This is a genomic window from Vreelandella subglaciescola (assembly GCF_900142895.1).
GTDB classification, from domain to species: Bacteria; Pseudomonadota; Gammaproteobacteria; order Pseudomonadales; family Halomonadaceae; genus Vreelandella; species Vreelandella subglaciescola.
On sequence record NZ_LT670847.1, the window covers coordinates 2,022,696 to 2,039,168 of the forward strand.

At 60.1% G+C, this 16,473-nt stretch carries 15 protein-coding genes and 2 pseudogenes; 8 read left to right on the forward strand and 9 right to left on the reverse strand.

Annotation, left to right across the window (positions count from 1 at the left end):
- Positions 1 to 12 precede the first annotated feature (12 nt).
- Genes B5495_RS09465 through mnmG form a run of 3 tightly spaced genes read right to left on the reverse strand, consistent with a single transcriptional unit; the run spans position 13 to position 3,362 of the window.
- Positions 13 to 780, reverse strand: a complete 768-nt coding sequence (locus tag B5495_RS09465; RefSeq protein ID WP_079553247.1) for a ParA family protein — start codon at positions 778 to 780, stop codon at positions 13 to 15.
- 12 nt (positions 781 to 792) lie between these two features.
- A complete protein-coding gene (rsmG, locus tag B5495_RS09470; protein ID WP_079553249.1) occupies positions 793 to 1,461 on the reverse strand; it encodes a 16S rRNA (guanine(527)-N(7))-methyltransferase RsmG in 669 nt (222 codons plus the stop codon).
- Positions 1,458 to 3,362: a tRNA uridine-5-carboxymethylaminomethyl(34) synthesis enzyme MnmG gene (mnmG, locus tag B5495_RS09475; RefSeq protein WP_079553251.1), complete on the reverse strand. Its 1,905-nt coding sequence runs from the start codon at positions 3,360 to 3,362 to the stop codon at positions 1,458 to 1,460. Before mnmG ends, rsmG begins: the two co-directional genes overlap by 4 nt.
- Before the next feature lie 652 nt (positions 3,363 to 4,014).
- Between mnmG and B5495_RS09480 the strand changes: the two genes are divergently transcribed.
- The gene (locus B5495_RS09480) at positions 4,015 to 4,701 is read left to right on the forward strand and encodes an SDR family oxidoreductase (protein WP_079553253.1); all 687 of its coding nucleotides are present in this window, start codon (positions 4,015 to 4,017) and stop codon (positions 4,699 to 4,701) included.
- Positions 4,702 to 4,728: 27 nt separating this feature from the next.
- On the opposite strand, the gene B5495_RS09485 is transcribed toward B5495_RS09480, so the two are convergent.
- The 5 genes from B5495_RS09485 to argC all read right to left on the reverse strand — a co-directional run bounded on the left by B5495_RS09485 (position 4,729) and on the right by argC (position 8,751).
- A complete protein-coding gene (locus B5495_RS09485; protein ID WP_079553255.1) occupies positions 4,729 to 5,487 on the reverse strand; it encodes an amino acid ABC transporter ATP-binding protein in 759 nt (252 codons plus the stop codon).
- Positions 5,488 to 5,496: 9 nt separating this feature from the next.
- The gene (locus B5495_RS09490; protein WP_079553257.1) at positions 5,497 to 6,168 is read right to left on the reverse strand and encodes an amino acid ABC transporter permease; all 672 of its coding nucleotides are present in this window, start codon (positions 6,166 to 6,168) and stop codon (positions 5,497 to 5,499) included.
- A 92-nt stretch (positions 6,169 to 6,260) separates the two neighbouring features.
- Positions 6,261 to 7,049 (reverse strand): transporter substrate-binding domain-containing protein, encoded by a 789-nt coding sequence (locus tag B5495_RS09495; RefSeq protein ID WP_154045306.1) that lies wholly within the window; start codon positions 7,047 to 7,049, stop codon positions 6,261 to 6,263.
- 192 nt (positions 7,050 to 7,241) lie between these two features.
- Positions 7,242 to 7,595 carry an iron-sulfur cluster insertion protein ErpA gene (gene erpA / locus B5495_RS09500; RefSeq protein WP_079553258.1) on the reverse strand — a complete coding sequence of 118 codons (354 nt, stop codon included), beginning with the start codon at positions 7,593 to 7,595 and terminating at the stop codon, positions 7,242 to 7,244.
- Between the two features lie 121 nt (positions 7,596 to 7,716).
- Positions 7,717 to 8,751, reverse strand: a complete 1,035-nt coding sequence (argC, locus tag B5495_RS09505) for an N-acetyl-gamma-glutamyl-phosphate reductase (protein ID WP_079553260.1) — start codon at positions 8,749 to 8,751, stop codon at positions 7,717 to 7,719.
- 121 nt (positions 8,752 to 8,872) lie between these two features.
- Here argC and B5495_RS09510 point away from each other — a divergent pair, with 121 nt between their 5' ends.
- The 6 genes and pseudogenes from B5495_RS09510 (at position 8,873) to B5495_RS14980 (ending at position 14,688) form a co-directional block, all read left to right on the forward strand.
- Complete coding sequence (locus B5495_RS09510; protein ID WP_079553262.1) at positions 8,873 to 10,678, forward strand: chloride channel protein; 1,806 nt, start codon at positions 8,873 to 8,875, stop codon at positions 10,676 to 10,678.
- Between the two features lie 42 nt (positions 10,679 to 10,720).
- Positions 10,721 to 11,152: a protoporphyrinogen oxidase HemJ gene (hemJ, locus tag B5495_RS09515; RefSeq protein ID WP_079553263.1), complete on the forward strand. Its 432-nt coding sequence runs from the start codon at positions 10,721 to 10,723 to the stop codon at positions 11,150 to 11,152.
- On the forward strand, positions 11,152 to 11,976 hold the full coding sequence (thiD, locus tag B5495_RS09520; RefSeq protein ID WP_079553265.1) for a bifunctional hydroxymethylpyrimidine kinase/phosphomethylpyrimidine kinase: 825 nt from the start codon (positions 11,152 to 11,154) through the stop codon (positions 11,974 to 11,976). Before hemJ ends, thiD begins: the two co-directional genes overlap by 1 nt.
- Positions 11,977 to 11,994: 18 nt before the next feature.
- Positions 11,995 to 13,281 carry a glutamate-1-semialdehyde 2,1-aminomutase gene (hemL, locus tag B5495_RS09525; protein ID WP_079553267.1) on the forward strand — a complete coding sequence of 429 codons (1,287 nt, stop codon included), beginning with the start codon at positions 11,995 to 11,997 and terminating at the stop codon, positions 13,279 to 13,281.
- A 124-nt stretch (positions 13,282 to 13,405) separates the two neighbouring features.
- The gene (locus B5495_RS09530) at positions 13,406 to 13,774 is read left to right on the forward strand and encodes a hypothetical protein (protein ID WP_079553269.1); all 369 of its coding nucleotides are present in this window, start codon (positions 13,406 to 13,408) and stop codon (positions 13,772 to 13,774) included.
- 60 nt (positions 13,775 to 13,834) lie between these two features.
- Positions 13,835 to 14,688, forward strand: a pseudogene (locus B5495_RS14980) (IS5 family transposase).
- A gap of 146 nt (positions 14,689 to 14,834) precedes the next feature.
- Here the strand turns inward: B5495_RS14980 and B5495_RS09545 are convergent.
- Positions 14,835 to 16,253: an IS1380 family transposase gene (locus tag B5495_RS09545; RefSeq protein WP_079553070.1), complete on the reverse strand. Its 1,419-nt coding sequence runs from the start codon at positions 16,251 to 16,253 to the stop codon at positions 14,835 to 14,837.
- 67 nt (positions 16,254 to 16,320) lie between these two features.
- On the opposite strand from B5495_RS09545, the pseudogene B5495_RS14695 reads away from it, so the two are divergent.
- Positions 16,321 to 16,410, forward strand: a pseudogene (locus B5495_RS14695) (IS5/IS1182 family transposase); the annotation flags it as partial.
- Positions 16,411 to 16,473 lie beyond the last annotated feature (63 nt).

A 16,473-nucleotide genomic window follows, 5' to 3' on the forward strand; every position in this document is an offset into this window, starting at 1 on the left:
AGCACTCGTGTATTAAAGCGCCAGCCGCTGAAGCATTTCCTTGGCGAGTACGCGATAGGCCTGGCTGCCGCGTGAGAACCGGGCGTAATGGTTCACCGGCAGGCCGTGGCTTGGCGCTTCGGCGAGCTTGACGTTGCGCGGAATGGTCGCCTTGAGCAGTTTATCGCCGAAATAGCCGCGCAGCTGGCTGTCAACCTCGCGGGTCAGGCTCATGCGCTTATCGTACATGGTGCGCAGGATACCCGAAATTTCAAGCGTCGGGTTGATGCTTTCTTTGATCTGCTCGATGGTATCCAGCAGGGCCGAGAGCCCTTCCAGGGCGTAAAACTCGCACTGCAGCGGGATCAGCACGCCGTCCGCGGCGGTCAGCGCATTGACCGTGAGCATGTTAAGCGACGGCGGGCAGTCGATCAGCATCACGTCGTAATCGTCGCTTAGTGCTTTCAGGGCGCTGGCCAGGCGGCTCTGGCGCTCATCAAGCTGCAGTAGTTCGACCTCTGCCGCGGTCAGGTCACCGTTGCCCGGCAGCACATCATAGCCCGCCGGCAGATCCCGGACGATGGCCTGCTGAGCAGCAGTATCTTCCAGCAGTACGTCGAGCACGCTGGTCTCCAGCGTGTGCTTGTCGATACCGCTGCCCATGCTGGCATGCCCCTGAGGGTCAAGATCCACCAGCAATACGCGGCGTCCAAGTGCCGCCAGACTGGCCGCAAGATTGACGGCGGAAGTGGTCTTGCCAACGCCGCCTTTCTGGTTGGTCAGGGCAATGATCTGGCTCACTTACGGCTCTCCTTACGGGGTCAGAATCAAAAGTTGCCGCTCGGCGGTAGCAAAAGGCACGTCGAGCCGGTGGCGATGCGCAAGCGTCACTCCTGCGGGCAGGGCTTCGAGCTCGTCGTCGGCTCCGGGGCCTTTCATCGCCAGCCAGCGCCCGCCCGCTGCGGGTAGTTGGCGTGTCAGGGTAATGAAATCTTCCAGACTGGCAAAGGCGCGGGAGATCACCTGATCAAAACCACCGGCTTCGAATGACTCAACCCGAACTTGTTCCGGGGTGACGTTATCCAGCCCCAGCTCCATCACCGCCTGACGCTGAAAGCGTACCTTTTTGCCGTTGCTATCGAGCAGCGTCACGTTGAGTTCAGGCATTAAAATCGCCAGCACCAGCCCGGGAAACCCCGGACCGGCGCCCACGTCGAGCAGCGTTGTGGGGCGGATGAATGGCATCACCGCGGCGCTGTCGAGCACGTGGCGAGAGACCATCTCGTTAATGTCGCGCACCGCGGTGAGGTTATAAGCCCGGTTCCACTTGTGCAACAAGGCCACCAGCCCCAATAGCCGGCGGCGCTGCTCGTCATCGGCGGTAATGCCCAAGGCATCAAGGCCGTCGTCCAGGCGCGCGGCGACGGTATCAGGCAGCGTTGCTATCAGCGCCGCTGACGGCCCTTGCGTTGCAGTGCTCATCCGTTAGCCACCTCGGCCTTGTTCAGCAGGCGATGTTTTTTCAGGTGAATCAACAGAATCGAGACCGCAGCGGGGGTCACGCCGGAAATACGCGCGGCCTGGGCCAGCGTTGCGGGGCGGGTATCGCCGAGTTTCTGCCGCGTCTCATTGGAAAGCCCGTCGACCTGGCTGTAATCCAGACTTTCCGGTAGCGGCGTGGCTTCGTGGCGCTTGAGCTTGTCAATTTCATCCTGCTGGCGGTCGATATAGCCCTGATATTTGGCCTGAATCTGCACCTGCTCGGCCACGGTGTCATCGCGGACCGGCTGGCCGTCGATACCCGGCAGTGCGGCGATATCGGCGTAGCCAAGCTCGGGCCGCTTGAGCAGGTCGCGCAGAGTGAATTCACGCGCCAGCGGCTTGCCCAGCGTTTTGGCCAGGCTCTCGCCCGCCGGCGATTTCGGCTGCACCCAGATCGAGGACAGCCGCTGGTTTTCCTGCTCAACCGCCTCGCGCTTGGCGCTGAATGCCTCCCAGCGGGCGTCGTCGACAAGCCCCAGCGAGCGGCCAATTTCGGTCAGGCGCAAATCGGCGTTGTCTTCGCGCAGCAGCAACCGGTATTCCGCCCGGGAGGTAAACATGCGGTAGGGCTCTTTGGTGCCCATGGTGATCAGATCATCGACCAGTACCCCAAGGTAGGCTTCATCGCGGCGCGGCCACCAGGCATCAAGGTTTGATGCGCGGCGCGCGGCGTTGAGCCCGGCTAACAGCCCCTGGGCGCCGGCTTCTTCGTAGCCGGTGGTGCCGTTGATCTGGCCGGCAAAAAACAGGTTGTGGATAAATTTGGTTTCCAGCGAGTGTTTCAGATCGCGCGGATCAAAGAAATCGTACTCGATGGCATAGCCTGGCCGGGTGATGTGAGCGTTTTCCAGCCCTTCGATGGAGCGCACTACCTCAAGCTGAACGTCAAACGGCAGCGAGGTGGAAATGCCGTTGGGGTACAGCTCGTGGGTATCGAGCCCTTCGGGTTCGATAAAAATCTGATGGCTGTCTTTATCGGCAAAGCGGTGGACCTTGTCTTCGATCGACGGGCAATAGCGCGGGCCAACGCCTTCGATATCACCCGAATACATCGGTGAGCGATCCAGATTGGCGCGAATAATTTCGTGGGTACGCGCATTGGTATGGGCAATGTGGCAACTCATCTGGCGCGGATGCATCTCGCGATTGCCCAGATACGACATCACCGGCGTTGGCGTATCACCGGGCTGTTCATCAAGCCTGGAAAAATCCACCGTTCGCGCATCGATGCGTGGCGGGGTGCCGGTTTTCAGCCGATCAACGCGAAACGGCAGTGCCCGCAGGCGCTCGGCCAGTGCGTTGGAGGGCGCATCGCCGGCGCGTCCACCAAGGGTTTTATCCAGCCCGATGTGGATAACGCCGCCCAGGAACGTGCCGGTGCACAGCACCACGGTGTCGCTATGAAAGTGGATGCCGGTTTCGGTGACAACACCGCGCACGGTGTTGTCATCCACGATCAAATCGCCGGCGGCCTGCTGAAAAATCGTCAAATTCGACTGGTTTTCCAGGGTACTGCGAATGGCCGCTTTGTAGCGAATGCGGTCGGCCTGGGCACGGGTGGCACGAACGGCGGGGCCTTTGCGGGCGTTGAGCACGCGAAACTGGATGCCGCCCTTATCCGTTGCCAGCCCCATGGCGCCGCCCAGCGCATCAATTTCCTTGACCAAATGGCTCTTGCCAATGCCGCCAATGGCGGGATTACACGACATTTGTCCCAGGGTTTCGATGTTGTGGGTCAGCAACAGGGTTTGACAGCCCATACGAGCGGAGGCCAATGCGGCTTCAGTTCCCGCATGGCCACCGCCGATGACAATCACGTCAAAGCGGTCGGGATAATTCAAAGAACACCTCGTCTTGTGCGTTGGGCACGGATGTGAAAAGCGCAGCAGCGCTGAATGACTAGGGCCGGGAGTATAAACCTCCTGTGGGTAACCGTCAGGTTTTTCCACACCGGGTTTTCTTCTGTTCTGCGCTTTTAGTAACTATATATATATAAATAAAAGAAGTTCTATTGTTGTTGTAACTACTGGTGTGGACGAATTCTGTGGAAAAGCCATTATTCCCTTTATATCTCAATCAAATAGAGCGTTGATAGATGCGCGTGAAAGGTGCGCGTGGAGCGCGGACAAGCGCTGGAGGACCTGTGTATAAGGAGGGTGCTTATCCACAGGCGCAGATAATGACAACTTCTCCACCGCTGCATACCGGTGTTGTTACCGCGGCTGTGAACAACCCGAGCGTGTCTTGCGTAACGCCGCTAAACGCCCGCGTGACAGGGCCTGGCAGGTAAAAAAAGCGGAAAGGAAAAAAATACTATCCACAGGCAAAAAAAAGCCCGTGAAGCGGGATTCTTGAGGAAAAAAAGGGCAGATAAGCCGTATTTCTATACCGGGAGAAGACGTGTCGTCTTGAGAGGATCTTGAGAGAGCCTTGAGAGAAAGAGACCAGCGGCGTTAATCTGGAGCATCGTCTGTCACTCAACAGGAGCTCAGTATGGATGATCGTGTATTGCTGATTACCGGCGCCTCCAGCGGTATCGGTGCCGCCACCGCCCGCGCCGCCGCCGAGAAAGGTTACAAACTGGTATTGGCGGCACGCCGCCAGGATAAGCTCGAAGCGCTCGCCGAGGAGATCGGCAAGGACCGGGTCGTCACCGTGAGCTGCGACGTGACGTCGATGCAGGAACAGCAGGCCATGGTCGAGCAGGCACTGGAACGCTTTGGTCGCCTGGATGTGGTGTTTGCCAACGCCGGGCGCGGGGGTTCAGCCGGCGGCTTCAGCGAGGCGGATCATGAGCAATGGAAGGAGATGCTGATGACCAACGTTTATGGCGTCGGCCTGACTCTGCAGGCGACGCTGCCCGCTCTTAAGCAAAGCCAGGGGCATGTGCTGCTGACCGGCTCTGCTGCCGGGCGTGCCACCATTCCCGGCTCCATGTATAGCGCTAGCAAATGGGCGGTGACCGGCGTCGGCTACAACCTGCGGGAAGAACTGCGCGGTACGGGCATTCGCGTCACCCTGATCGAACCCGGCATGGTGGATACGCCCTTCTTCGACGAACGCCCCGCCCATGCCATGCAAGATGAGGATATCGCCAACGCGGTGATCTACGCCCTCGACCAGCCCGCCCATGTGGACGTCAACGAAATCCTGATACGCCCGACGCCGGCCAGGGAATGAACCCGAAAAAACGCCGTTGAGCAGGCGTCAGTGCTTGAGCACCCGGGACAAAAAGCCCTGGGTGCGCTCATGCTGCGGAGCATCAAACAGCTGTTCAGGCGGGCCCTGCTCGGTGATTTCCCCCTGATGGATGTAAATCACGCGGTCGGCCACTTCACGGGCAAAGCCCATTTCGTGGGTCACGATGACCATGGTCATGCCGTCTTTGGCCAACTCGCGCATGGCATCCAAGACTTCGCCGATCATCTCCGGGTCGAGCGCCGAGGTAGGCTCGTCAAACAGCATCAGCCGCGGCTCCATGGCCAGCGCCCGGGCAAGCGCTACGCGCTGCTGCTGACCGCCGGAGAGCTGCGAGGGGTATTTGTCCGCCTGATCCTCGATGCCCACGCGTTCGAGCAGCCGGTTGGCGGTTTGCTTGGCTTCCTGGCGGTTAACGCCGCGAACTTTAAGCGGTGCCAGGGTGATGTTGTCGCGCACGCTGAGGTGGGGAAACAGGTTGAACTGCTGGAACACCATGCCGACCTCGGTACGGATATGCTGCAGCGCACGGCCGCTTTTGCCGTGCGGCTGCAGGGTCTTGCTATCTACCTCGAGGGTGCCCTGCTGAAACTCTTCCAGGCCGTTGATACAGCGGATCAGCGTGGATTTTCCCGAGCCGCTGGCACCAATCACTACCACGACTTCTCCCGGGGTGATGGCAAGGTCGATATCCTTCAGCACGTGCAGGCTGCCAAAGTGTTTGTTGAGCTTCTGCATGCTCACAATAGGTTGCGTTGTTGCGTTCATGAGCGGTCCTTATTCTCCGGCCAGGCCTTTGCGTTCCAGCAGAGAAAGCAAGATGGAAAGTGTCCAGGTAATGGCCAGGTATAGAAGCGCCACCATGAAATACACCTCCATGGCGGTAAAGGTGGTGGCGATGTAAATTTGGCCCTGGCGTACCAGCTCGCCGACGCCGATGACCGAAAACAGCGACGTATCCTTGATGCTGATAATCGCCTGGTTGCCCAGCGGCGGGATCATGCGGCGCAGGGCCTGGGGCCAGATGACGTAGCGAAACGACTGGCTGCGCGAGAGCCCCAGCGACAGTGCCGCTTCGCTCTGGCCGCGCTCGATGGACTGTACGCCACCGCGGACGATTTCGGAGATGTAGGCGCCGGAGTTGACCGCAATCGCGGCGATGCCTGCGGTCAATGCGTCGATTGGCCCGCCAAGCAGCTGGGGTAAGCCGTAGAAGATAAACAGTACCTGCACCAGAATCGGCGTACCGCGAAATATCTCGATGTAGGTAATCGCCAGCCAGCGCAGCCAGCGCAGCGGGCTGATACGCAAAAGGCCGAAGAAAATACCGATCACAAAGCCGAAGGCAAGGCCGCCAAAGGAAATCAGCAGCGTCCAGGGAATACCGGGCAGCAGGTGGGGGATTGAATCAATCGCGGCTGCCCAGTCAAAATTGAAGGAAACGTCCACGTCGTCTGCTCCTGAATAGGGACGATAAAAAACGCAGGGCCGGGAGCGCTGCTCTCCGGCCCTGAAAAATAAAGCGGATTAAAACGCCATGATTACTCGGCGTCGGGGCTTTCGCCAAACCATTTGGTGTAGATCTCGTCGTAGGTGCCGTCTTCTTTCATGGCGGCGAGTGCGTCGTTGGTCGGCTCTAACCACTGGCTGCCTTTATGAAAGACAATGCCGTACTGCTGGCCTTCGTAAAGCGGGCCCAGGACCTTGGCGCGGCCATCCCCTTGGGTTTGCGCAAAGTAGGCGACGTTAGGGGCATCATAGAAGGCGGCGTCAACGTTGCGGCCCAAAAGCGCCATGTACATGTCTGAGGTGCCGGGATAGGGCGTGATATCAGCGCTGTCGCCGAGTTTTTCCGTGAGGTAGTCGTAGCTGGTGGAGCCAATTTTAGTGGCGACTGATTTGCCTTCAAGATCTTCGACCGTTTCGATGTCGTCGTTGTCTTCACGCACGATCAGGCGCAGGCCGGAATCGTAGTAGGGATCCGAGAAATCAACGACCTTGGCGCGTTTCTCAGTGATGGTGGTGCCGGCAATAGCGATTTCCTGGCTGCCGGTTTGTACGGCGGGAATGATCCCGGAAAACTTCATGGTGGTCAGATTGACCTCAAACCCGGCGCGCTTGGCCACTTCGTTGATGATGTCCATATCGAAACCGATCATTTCATCGGTTTCCGAATCGAGCATTTCGAAGGGCACAAAACTTGGGTCGGTGGCAACGTTAACGCTGGGTTTATCCTGCGCCATTACCGCACCGGCGCTGCCAATCCCCAGTGCCACGGCGGCGGCCAGTAGGGTTTTGGCTAGCGGTGTGCGGGTGCTTGCCTGCTGCATGATATTTGCTGTGTTCTTATTCGCCATGATGTTATCCCCGTATTTATGGGTGCCCGATGGAAAGGCGCCGGGATAGCCCCGTGCCTTGACCTTAAGGCTATTGTTGGTCTTTTTAACCTTGGCGAGAAACTGGCGAGGCGTCAAGCAATGAAAGATGGCAGGCGTTAACGCTTTATCGACGCGGAGAGATAGCTACACCATAAAGGAGGCGCCGCAGCCGCAGGTAGAAGTGGCATTGGGGTTTTGCACGCGAAAACGCGCGCCGGCAAGGCCCTCTTCGTAGTCGACGGTAGAGCCGACCAGATATTGGTAAGACAACGGATCGACCACCAGCGTGGAGTCGCCAAACTCGATGAGCGTATCGTCGTCGGCAACGTTGTCGGCGAAATCAAAGCCGTACTGAAACCCCGAGCAGCCGCCGCCGGTGACGTAGACGCGCAGTTTTAGCATGGTGCTTTTTTCGTCTGCCATCAGCGCCTTCAGGCGCGCACGGGCGCTGTCGGACAGGAGTAGCGGGGTGGGAACAAAAGATTCTGCACTGCTCATGGATATCTCCCGCAAGCGTCAGAGGAAATCGGAGGTAAAAAATTACCGTGGGTCTGTCAGTTTGATTATGGGTAATACCCAGCAAAAGGGTCAACTTTTGCTGGGGGAGAAGCGTTAAGCATCAGGGCATCAGCGCCGGTGCTTTCAGGCCCAGATTTTCGTCGAGACCAAACATCAGGTTGAGGTTTTGAATGGCCTGACCCGACGCGCCTTTCACCAGGTTATCAATCACCGAGAGCACCACGACGGTGTTGCCATTACCCGGGCGGTGAACGGCCAAGCGGCAGGTGTTGTTACCCTTGACGCTGCGGGTTTCGGGATGGCTGCCCGCAGGCATAACGTCAACAAAGGGCTCATTGGCATAGTAGGTTTCAAACAATGCCTGCAGGTCGTCCGGCTCGGCGGTCAGCTGGCCATAGAGTGTGGCATGAATACCGCGGATCATGGGCGTTAGGTGCGGAACAAAAGTGAGGTTGATATCGCCCTTGTACGCCTCGGCAAGCCCCTGGCGGATTTCAGGCAGGTGGCGGTGGCCGTTGGCGGCGTAGGCCTTGAACGACTCGCTGGCTTCGGCCAGCAGTGAGCCTACCTTGGCGCCGCGCCCGGCGCCGGTCACGCCGGTCTTGCAGTCGGCGATCAGCTGGCCAGGATCAATCATGTCGGCCTGCAACAGCGGCAGAAAACCCAGCTGTACCGCCGTCGGGTAGCAGCCGGGCACGGCCACCAAGCGGGCGTTCTTGATGGCATCGCGGTGCACTTCCGGCAGGCCGTAAACGGCCTCCTTGAGGAGTTCCGGCGCGCCGTGGGGCTGGCCGTACCAGGCTTCCCATTCGGGAATATCGCGCAGGCGGAAATCGGCCGAAAGATCGATCACGCGGGTGCCGCGTGCCAGTAGATCACCGGCCAGCGCGTGGGCGACGCCGTGGGGCGTGGCGAAAAACACCGCGTCCATGTCGCCCAGCAAGGCGGCATCGGGCTCACTAAATGCCAGGCTATCGTAATGGCCGCGTAAATTGGGGTACATCTCCGCGACTTTTACGCCCGCCTCGGAACGCGAGGTAATCGCCTCGACGCTGACGTCTGGATGCTGAGCCAGCAGGCGTAAAAGTTCTACGCCGGTATAGCCGGTACCGCCTACAATGCCAACCTTGATCACGTTTGACTCCTTTAGTGCTGTCGCAGTGTATACCCCTATGATACACAATGGAGCAAGTACAGGCGTAAAGAGTACAAGAGCAAAGACATCATAAGGGCATTCATACAAGGACTTTAATAGAGTGGCACGCGGATTCCGGTCATTTTTTACCCTTGAGCGTTTTCGACGCCAGCTCGCCAATGTGGATGCGCTGCCGCAGCTTTGCGTATTAGGGCTGGTATCAGGCGTCATTACCGGCTCGCTGATGGTCGGGTTCCGCTTTTTACTTGGCCTGGGGGCAACGCTTTACATGCCCGATGGGGACCCGGAAGCCTTCGAGGGGCTGGCGCCGGCGTGGCGCGCGGCATTACCGCTGGTTGCGGTGCTGCTGATCGGCCTGTGGCTTGGCCGCCAGACGTCGGCCGGGCGCAAAATCGGGGTGGCCCACGTGATCGACCGGTTGACGTATCACCAGGGGCGGTTTCCCCGGCGCAACTGGTTCACTCAGTGGTGGGTCGGGCTGGTCTCGGTGCTGGGCGGGCTTTCCGCCGGCCGTGAGGGGCCAGCCATTCATCTGGGCGCGGCGGCGGCGAGCGGCCTGGGCGAGAAGCTGCGGCTGCCCCACAACAGCCTGCGGGTTCTGGTGGCCTGCGGCACCGCCGCGGGGATCTCGGCGTCGTTCAATACGCCGATTGCCGGGGTGATCTTTGCCATGGAAGTTGTGATGATGGAATACACCATCATCGGCTTCATGCCGGTGATCCTGGCCTCCACCGTGAGCGGATTGATTGCGCAGCTGGCATTTGGCTTTGAGCGCCCTTTTCAGATCAGCAATATAGCGCTGGATTCGTTGATCAACCTGCCCTGGATCATCGTCTGCGGCCTCGGGATCGGCCTGTTGGCGGCGGGCTTTGTGCGCTTGGCGCGCGCCGCCGAGCGGTTGCAGCAGCTACCCATGACGGTCCGCTTTGCGCTGGTCGGGCTTTTGGTCGGCGGCTTTGCCTGGTTTTACCCCCAGGTGCAGGGGATGGGCTACGACACCCTGGGACTGACGTTCAGCGGTACGGTGGCGGTCGATGTACTGCTGGCCGTGGCCGTGGGCAAGCTGTTGCTCACGGCGTTTACCGTGGCCTGCGGTATACCGGTGAGCATTATCGGTCCGATTCTGGTGGCCGGCGGCGCGGCCGGCGCGCTGTTTGGCCTGCTGGGCACCCAGCTGATGCCCGAGGTTTCTGCCGGGCCCGCGGTTTACGCGATGCTGGGCATGGCGGCCATGATGGGCGCCATTCTGCAGGCGCCGCTGGCGGCACTGATGGCGCTTCTTGAGCTGACCCATACGCCGAACATGATGCTGCCGGGCATGCTGATCGTGGTGGTAGCGTGCCTGACCACCCGCCAGCTGACCGGCAGCAAGGGCTTTTTTATCGGCGTCGTACATGACGGCCGCCATCCGTTGCAGCATCCGCTGATGCAGGCGCTGTCGCGTATTTCGGTGCCGGCGGTGATGGAGCGTAATCTGGTGCGTACCGAGCGGGTGATTACGCCCGACGCCGCACGCAAGCTGCTGGAAACCAACCCGGTTTGGCTGGTTATCGAGCGCTCAAGCGACGATAAGCCGCTGCTGGCGCTGAAAGGCGCGGCGCTGGCACGCTGGCTGCTGGAGCATGCAGACGCCATTGAACAAAATCCCGGCGACTATGAGCGCATCGATCTGATGGAAATTCCCGGTCAGCGTCTGGAGCTTGCGCCGATCGGCCTGCAGGCGACGCTGTCGGAGGCGTTTCTGGCGCTGCAAAACGATAACCTCGGCGCGCTTTACGTGGTGCATGGCTATCGCCTTAAGCAACAGCGAATTTCAGGTATCATCACCCGCGGCGCGATCGAACGTTACTATCACTATACCGACCGCTTGCCCGAAAGCCGCAGCCCCGAGGGGAGCCGTTCTTAGACTGGCCCTCGGGCCTCTTCTCTGACGCGTTAAGGAGCCAGCATGTATTTATGGGTGAAGGCGATCCACCTGATGGCCGTTGTCACATGGTTTGCCGCGCTGTTTTATTTACCGCGCCTGTACGTTTACCACGCCATCGCGCGGGACAAGGGTGAAACCGAGAGCATGGCAACCTTCAAAATAATGGAGCGCAAGCTGTATCGCGGCATCATGACACCGTCGATGATTGCCGTCATCGTGCTGGGCGGTGTGCTGCTGTACCTCTCGCCCCAGTGGTTGAGCCAGGGCTGGATGCACGCCAAGCTGTTGTTCGTGGTTCTGCTGATTGCCTATCATCACGTGTGCCTGATTTATCTCAAGCAGTTTGAACAGGACCGCTGCAGCAAACCCCAGGTATTTTTCCGCTGGTTTAACGAGCTGCCGGTGATCGCACTGGTAGCCATTGTGATTTTTGCCGTGGTGAAACCCTTTTGATGATGCCGCCGCTTCCCCCTGTCGTACTCGTGCTGGCCGGGCATGACCCTACCGGCGGCGCGGGACTCGTCGCCGATAGCGAAGCCATCGCCGCCAACGGCGGCTGGGCGCTGACCATTCCCACCGCGCTGACCGTACAGAACTGCCACGACGTCAGCCGGGTGATACCGGCCGACCCCGAGCTCATGCTGGCCAGCGTTGATGCATTGGCCGATATGCCGGTGGCCGCCATCAAGATCGGCCTGCTTGCGGACGCCCCGACTTTGATCGCCGCGGAGCGCATCGTGCGGCGTTTCCCCGGCGTACCGGTGGTGGTTGACCCGGTGCTCAAGGCCGGCGGCGGCGCTGATTTATCCACACCCGAACTGTGCCGGCTGTTTGTGGATAAGCTGCTTGCTCACGGCGATATCCTGACGCCCAATCGCCACGAGCTGGCCCGGCTAACGCCAGAGCTTGTGGACGCCGACGATACCGCCCGTGCCGTTGCGTTACTTTCGCAGGGGAGCCAGGGCGTGCTCGTGACCGGCACCGATGATCCGCTGCCGGAAAACGACCGGCAGACGGTCACGCATACCCTGCACACGCCGGAAAGCGCTCGCCAGTGGCAGTGGCCACGCCTGCCCGATACGTTTCACGGCTCGGGCTGTACCCTTGCCGCCGCGCTGGCGGCAAGGCTGGCCGCCGGTGAAGCGCTGCCCGTAGCCTGCGAACAGGCCCAGCACTTTACCTGGCAAAGCCTGTCACACGGCTATCGGCCGGCGCATGGCCAGCGCCTGCCCAACCGCCTTTTCCATGATCGCAATGCTTATGCCAAGCTACTTTGAAGCCAACGAGAGGACGCCATGACCACATCAGCTGAACTGTTTGACCGTGCCAGCCGCCATATTCCCGGCGGGGTGAACTCACCCGTGCGCGCGTTCAAGGGCATGCACCGCCCGCCGGTATTCATCGAACGCGCTCAGGGCGCGTATCTGTTCGACGTCGAAGGCAACCGCTACGTTGACTACGTCGGTTCCTGGGGGCCGATGATTACCGGCCACGCCGATCAGGACGTGCTCGCCGCCGTGCGCGCACGGCTGGATAACGGCCTCTCGTTCGGTGCGCCGACCGAGATCGAAACCACCATGGCCGATCTCATCTGCGAGATGATCCCGAGCATGGAAATGGTGCGCATGACCAGCTCCGGCACCGAGGCCACGATGTCGGCGATCCGCCTGGCGCGGGGCTATACCGGCCGGGACAAGATCGTCAAATTCGAAGGTAACTACCACGGCCATTCGGATTCGCTGCTGGTCAAGGCGGGCTCCGGCGCGCTAACCCACGGCGTGCCCAACTCGCCCGGAGTGCCGGCTTCGCTTGCCGAGCATACCGTGACGCTGTCGTTCAACGATCCCGAAGGCGTTGAAGCCTGCTTTGCCGAAATCGGCGATCAGGTCGCCTGCATCATCGTCGAGCCGGTGGCGGGCAACATGAACTGCATTCCGCCGCAGCCGGAATTTCTCGAGACGCTGCGCCGGGTGTGCAACGAGCACGGCAGCGTGCTGATTTTTGACGAAGTGATGACCGGTTTCCGCGTGGCAATGGGCGGTGCCCAGACGCACTACAACATCATTCCGGACCTGACGTGCCTGGGCAAGATTGTGGGTGGCGGCATGCCGGTGGGCGCGTTTGGTGGCAGCCGCGAGATCATGGAACAGATTTCCCCGCTCGGGCCGGTGTATCACGCGGGCACGCTGTCGGGGAATCCGCTGGCCATGGCCGCGGGCACTACGCTGCTGTCCAAACTGCAGGTGCCGGGCTTCCACGATGCGCTGGCCCAGCGGGTAGAAACGTTATGCACAGGACTTCAGGAGCGCGCCGACGCTGCTGGTGTACCCATGGTGACGCAGTCGGCCGGCGGCATGTTCGGGCTGTTCTTCACTGCGCAAACCCGTGTGGATAACTTTGCTCAGGCCACCGCGTGCGATCCGGAAGCTTTCCGCCGTTTCTTCACCGCCATGCTGGATGAAGGCGTGTACCTGGCGCCGTCGGCGTTTGAAGCCGGGTTCATGTCAAGTGCCCACACGGCAGAAGACATTCAGTTCACCCTTGATGCGGCAGAAAAGGTATTTGCCAATATGGCCCGGTAACGCGATAGCCGTGCGCTGCTGACAATATCGCAGTAACGCAATGTTACACCGTCCGCTATGCTGAAGAGTCGCCTGCTCGTTATTTACAGCGAGAGGGCGGCTCTTTTTACGTAGGGAGAACATCATGCAGCGACATACGGTCTGGCGAGGCGTGTTCATGGCGGCGGGGCTGTGCGCAGCCTTGCCGTTGATGGCAGCAGCTTCGTCACAGGAGCAGGCAATGAATGCAATTCGCATCGAGATTGACGGCACGCCCGGCACGGCATTTTCTGCCCGCTGGACGATCAAAAACGACGGCGAAATACAGGAATATCGTGAGCCGGACGGCCGCGTGCCGGCAAGCCTGCGATTCGAGGGCAGCGGTGTCGAGGGTCGCGTTGAGCTGCTAAGCGACGGGCAACTGGACGTCACCGTCAGCAAGAACGGCAACCGCTCGCGCTCGTCTACCCGGGGCAAAGGGGGAACGCTACATATCAGCGTTTCAAACAACTAGGTTTTGTACGAAAAGTGTTTTCTGCTAGGTTTGCCCATACCGTAGCAGCATAGGTGACGTATGGCAGGTCGTTACGAAATCTCGAGCCACAAGTGGTCGCTGATCGAAGATATTGTCTCTCCGCCGCAGCGGATGGGAAGGCCTAGACGGGATGATCAACAAATACTGAATGGTATCTTTTGGGTGCTGTGCTCCGGTGCTAAATGGCGAGATGTGCCGGAGCGCTATGGCCCGTGGACCACCGTATATGATCGCTTTCGTCACTGGCGTGATGATGGCACCTTCGATGCCGTTCTTGAGCGACTGCACCTCCAGCTGCGAGAAGATGGGCTCATGGATTTAGACACATGGATGGTCGACTCCACTTCAATTCGCGCCACGCGGGCTGCCTCGGGAGGCGGCAAAAAGGGGGCTCCAGCGAACCGTTAGATCATGCGCTGGGCCGCAGCCGTGGCGGATTGACGACCAAAATTCATTTGGTGTGTGATCGCCACGGTTGGCCCCTGACCTTTAGCTTGTCGCCTGGGCAAGACGCTGACTCCCGCCACTTCATCTCCGCCTTGGAGAGCGTCTACCTGCCCGGGTGCCGGGGGCGGCCTCGAAAGCGTTGCCGCTACGTGGTGGCGGATAAGGGATATGATAGCGAAGCCCTGCGCCGGTATTGCGACCGCCATCATATGAAGCCCATCATTCCTCAGCGCAGGATGCGGCGTAAACCACGCCCCGGGCTCCCTCGTGGATTTGATAAACCTAAATATCGTGAGCGTAACGCCGTCGAGCGTTGCATTGGCTGGCTCAAAGAGCTGCGGCGCATTGCGACACGTTATCCCGCCTTATTCATCAGGACGCCGAACGAGCGTTTTACGTCCCGTGGTGACCGGGACCGACCGGCTTTTATGTCATACGGTCGCTGAGTAGCCGATTAGCACATAGCTTTATCGTATCAATGCCGTGATATTTATAACTGAAGTTCATTGGTTTCGAGTGACGGCGCAGCCGTGGTCGTCGGCCTCCATAGTGGCCGTTTTGTCTGCTGGAAAAGGCTGAGTAATGCGACGTGTCAGGTCAATGCCGTCAGCCGCGGCAACCCTTTCAGTAAAGATGGCCACCATTTATCGGCGGCATCGCCGAGGTGCACGGTGATGCGCCGGGCGTGCACTGTCAGCGTGGCGGCCACCTTAAGCACCTGCTCGCGCATCCGCTTCAGGCTCCAGCCCTGCCGGGTCTGTCGTTCCAACAGGCAACGCAGCCCGTGTAGCACCTGATAAGCGCAGAGAGTCAGCAGCAGGTTTACCTCGTTGCGGGCCATGACGTCCTGGACGGTGGAGACACCGCGATCAGTCGAGGAGAGATGCAGGTCGAGCGCCGACTTCACCTCGCCCATGTGGGCTTCGGCGCTGCCGCGCTTGCGATAAAGCGCCAGGACCTTTTCCGGCGGCCAGTTGAACTTGCCGAGGTTGGTGACCAAAAAGAAGGCATGCAGCAGCAGATCATCGGGCCGCTCTTGTACCACCAGCACCACGCGCCGCGGCGCCGGCCAGGTACCGGCTTGGTACGCCAGGTCATGGCACCATTCCCGAGGTTGCTCGGGGGGCCGGCCGCGTGGCCGCTTCAGATGTGGCGCTGCCAGTGTCTGCAGGCCCGTATGACTGCGCAACCGGCCCAGATACTCGATGTCGCGATCTTCCAGCGCCTCAAGCGTGTCGTTGTCGGTGAAACCCGCGTCGATGCGTACCTTGACCTTGGCCCCGGTGCTCTCGTTGAGTCGCCGCACCAGATGTGGGATCCAGGTATCGGCATTCTCGGCTGGGCCGGCGTTACCTTCACGCAGCAGACCGCCCACCATGTCGCCGGTCTCTGCCAGCGAGGCCACCAAAGGCGAGTAGATTCTGGCCCCGTAAAGTCCATGAAACGCCGAACCGCCCTGGTGGCCGTGAACGTCGATCGGCAAGCCGTCGATGTCCAGCGTCAGATGCTCGGGGCGTTCGCCGCCGTTCAGCGAGGTCAGTCGCCAGACCGCCAGCCGCAGCAGGCCCTCATGCACGGTATCGATATTGTCGTCGCGGCCCAGGCACGTCAGCAGCCGCGACAGCGTCGCTTGAGATGGCCGGTCCTGAGCCAACGGCGTTGTCCCGCGGGCATCACTGCAGGCTAGCTGCCAGAGCGGGTCACGGCGAAGCGTATCGGTATCGCTGAGGTCGATCCAGCCCATCGAACGCTGCAGCACCAGGGTACGCAGCTGGCTGGCTAACGAGTGGCGGACGCGATCCGGGTCGCGATGATCGACCAGATGGTCGTCCAGCGCATCGATCATGCCGCTGTTGTCGAGGGCTTCACGCAACAGCAAAGCACCGCTGTCGCTGGTGGTGCGATGGCCGCTGAGCTCGACGCGGATGGACCCGTTGCATGACGGGGTCCAGGGGGATAGGCTTTCACCCATGGCGAGTGGTCCTCTTGAGTCAAGTTCGGTTAGGAACATATTGATTCTACAAGAGAAACTGCTCGCCATCTTCTTTTCTGTCTCAGCCCGGTGAATAAGGCGGGGTTATGACAAGCTGGCTCGTAGTTTCCGTGCCATGGTATGCCTTGCGTGCATACATCGTTGCCTACGAGCCAACTTTTCGTACAAAACCTAATAGAAAAGCATAAAAACGCCCTGCTCATCACAGGGCGTTTCAACACGCAGGATTATATCTTTT

Excerpts from the sequence above, each read along its gene's own strand:
- rsmG (WP_079553249.1), bottom strand. The coding sequence starts at position 1,461 with ATGAGCACTGCAACGCAAGGGCCGTCAGCGGCGCTGATAGCAACGCTG.
- B5495_RS09480 (WP_079553253.1), top strand. The coding sequence starts at position 4,015 with ATGGATGATCGTGTATTGCTGATTACCGGCGCCTCCAGCGGTATCGGT.
- B5495_RS09485 (WP_079553255.1), bottom strand. The coding sequence starts at position 5,487 with ATGAACGCAACAACGCAACCTATTGTGAGCATGCAGAAGCTCAACAAA.
- B5495_RS09495 (WP_154045306.1), bottom strand. The coding sequence starts at position 7,049 with ATGCAGCAGGCAAGCACCCGCACACCGCTAGCCAAAACCCTACTGGCC.
- erpA (WP_079553258.1), bottom strand. The coding sequence starts at position 7,595 with ATGAGCAGTGCAGAATCTTTTGTTCCCACCCCGCTACTCCTGTCCGAC.
- hemJ (WP_079553263.1), top strand. The coding sequence starts at position 10,721 with ATGTATTTATGGGTGAAGGCGATCCACCTGATGGCCGTTGTCACATGG.
- thiD (WP_079553265.1), top strand. The coding sequence starts at position 11,152 with ATGATGCCGCCGCTTCCCCCTGTCGTACTCGTGCTGGCCGGGCATGAC.
- hemL (WP_079553267.1), top strand. The coding sequence starts at position 11,995 with ATGACCACATCAGCTGAACTGTTTGACCGTGCCAGCCGCCATATTCCC.
- B5495_RS09530 (WP_079553269.1), top strand. The coding sequence starts at position 13,406 with ATGCAGCGACATACGGTCTGGCGAGGCGTGTTCATGGCGGCGGGGCTG.
- B5495_RS09545 (WP_079553070.1), bottom strand. The coding sequence starts at position 16,253 with ATGTTCCTAACCGAACTTGACTCAAGAGGACCACTCGCCATGGGTGAA.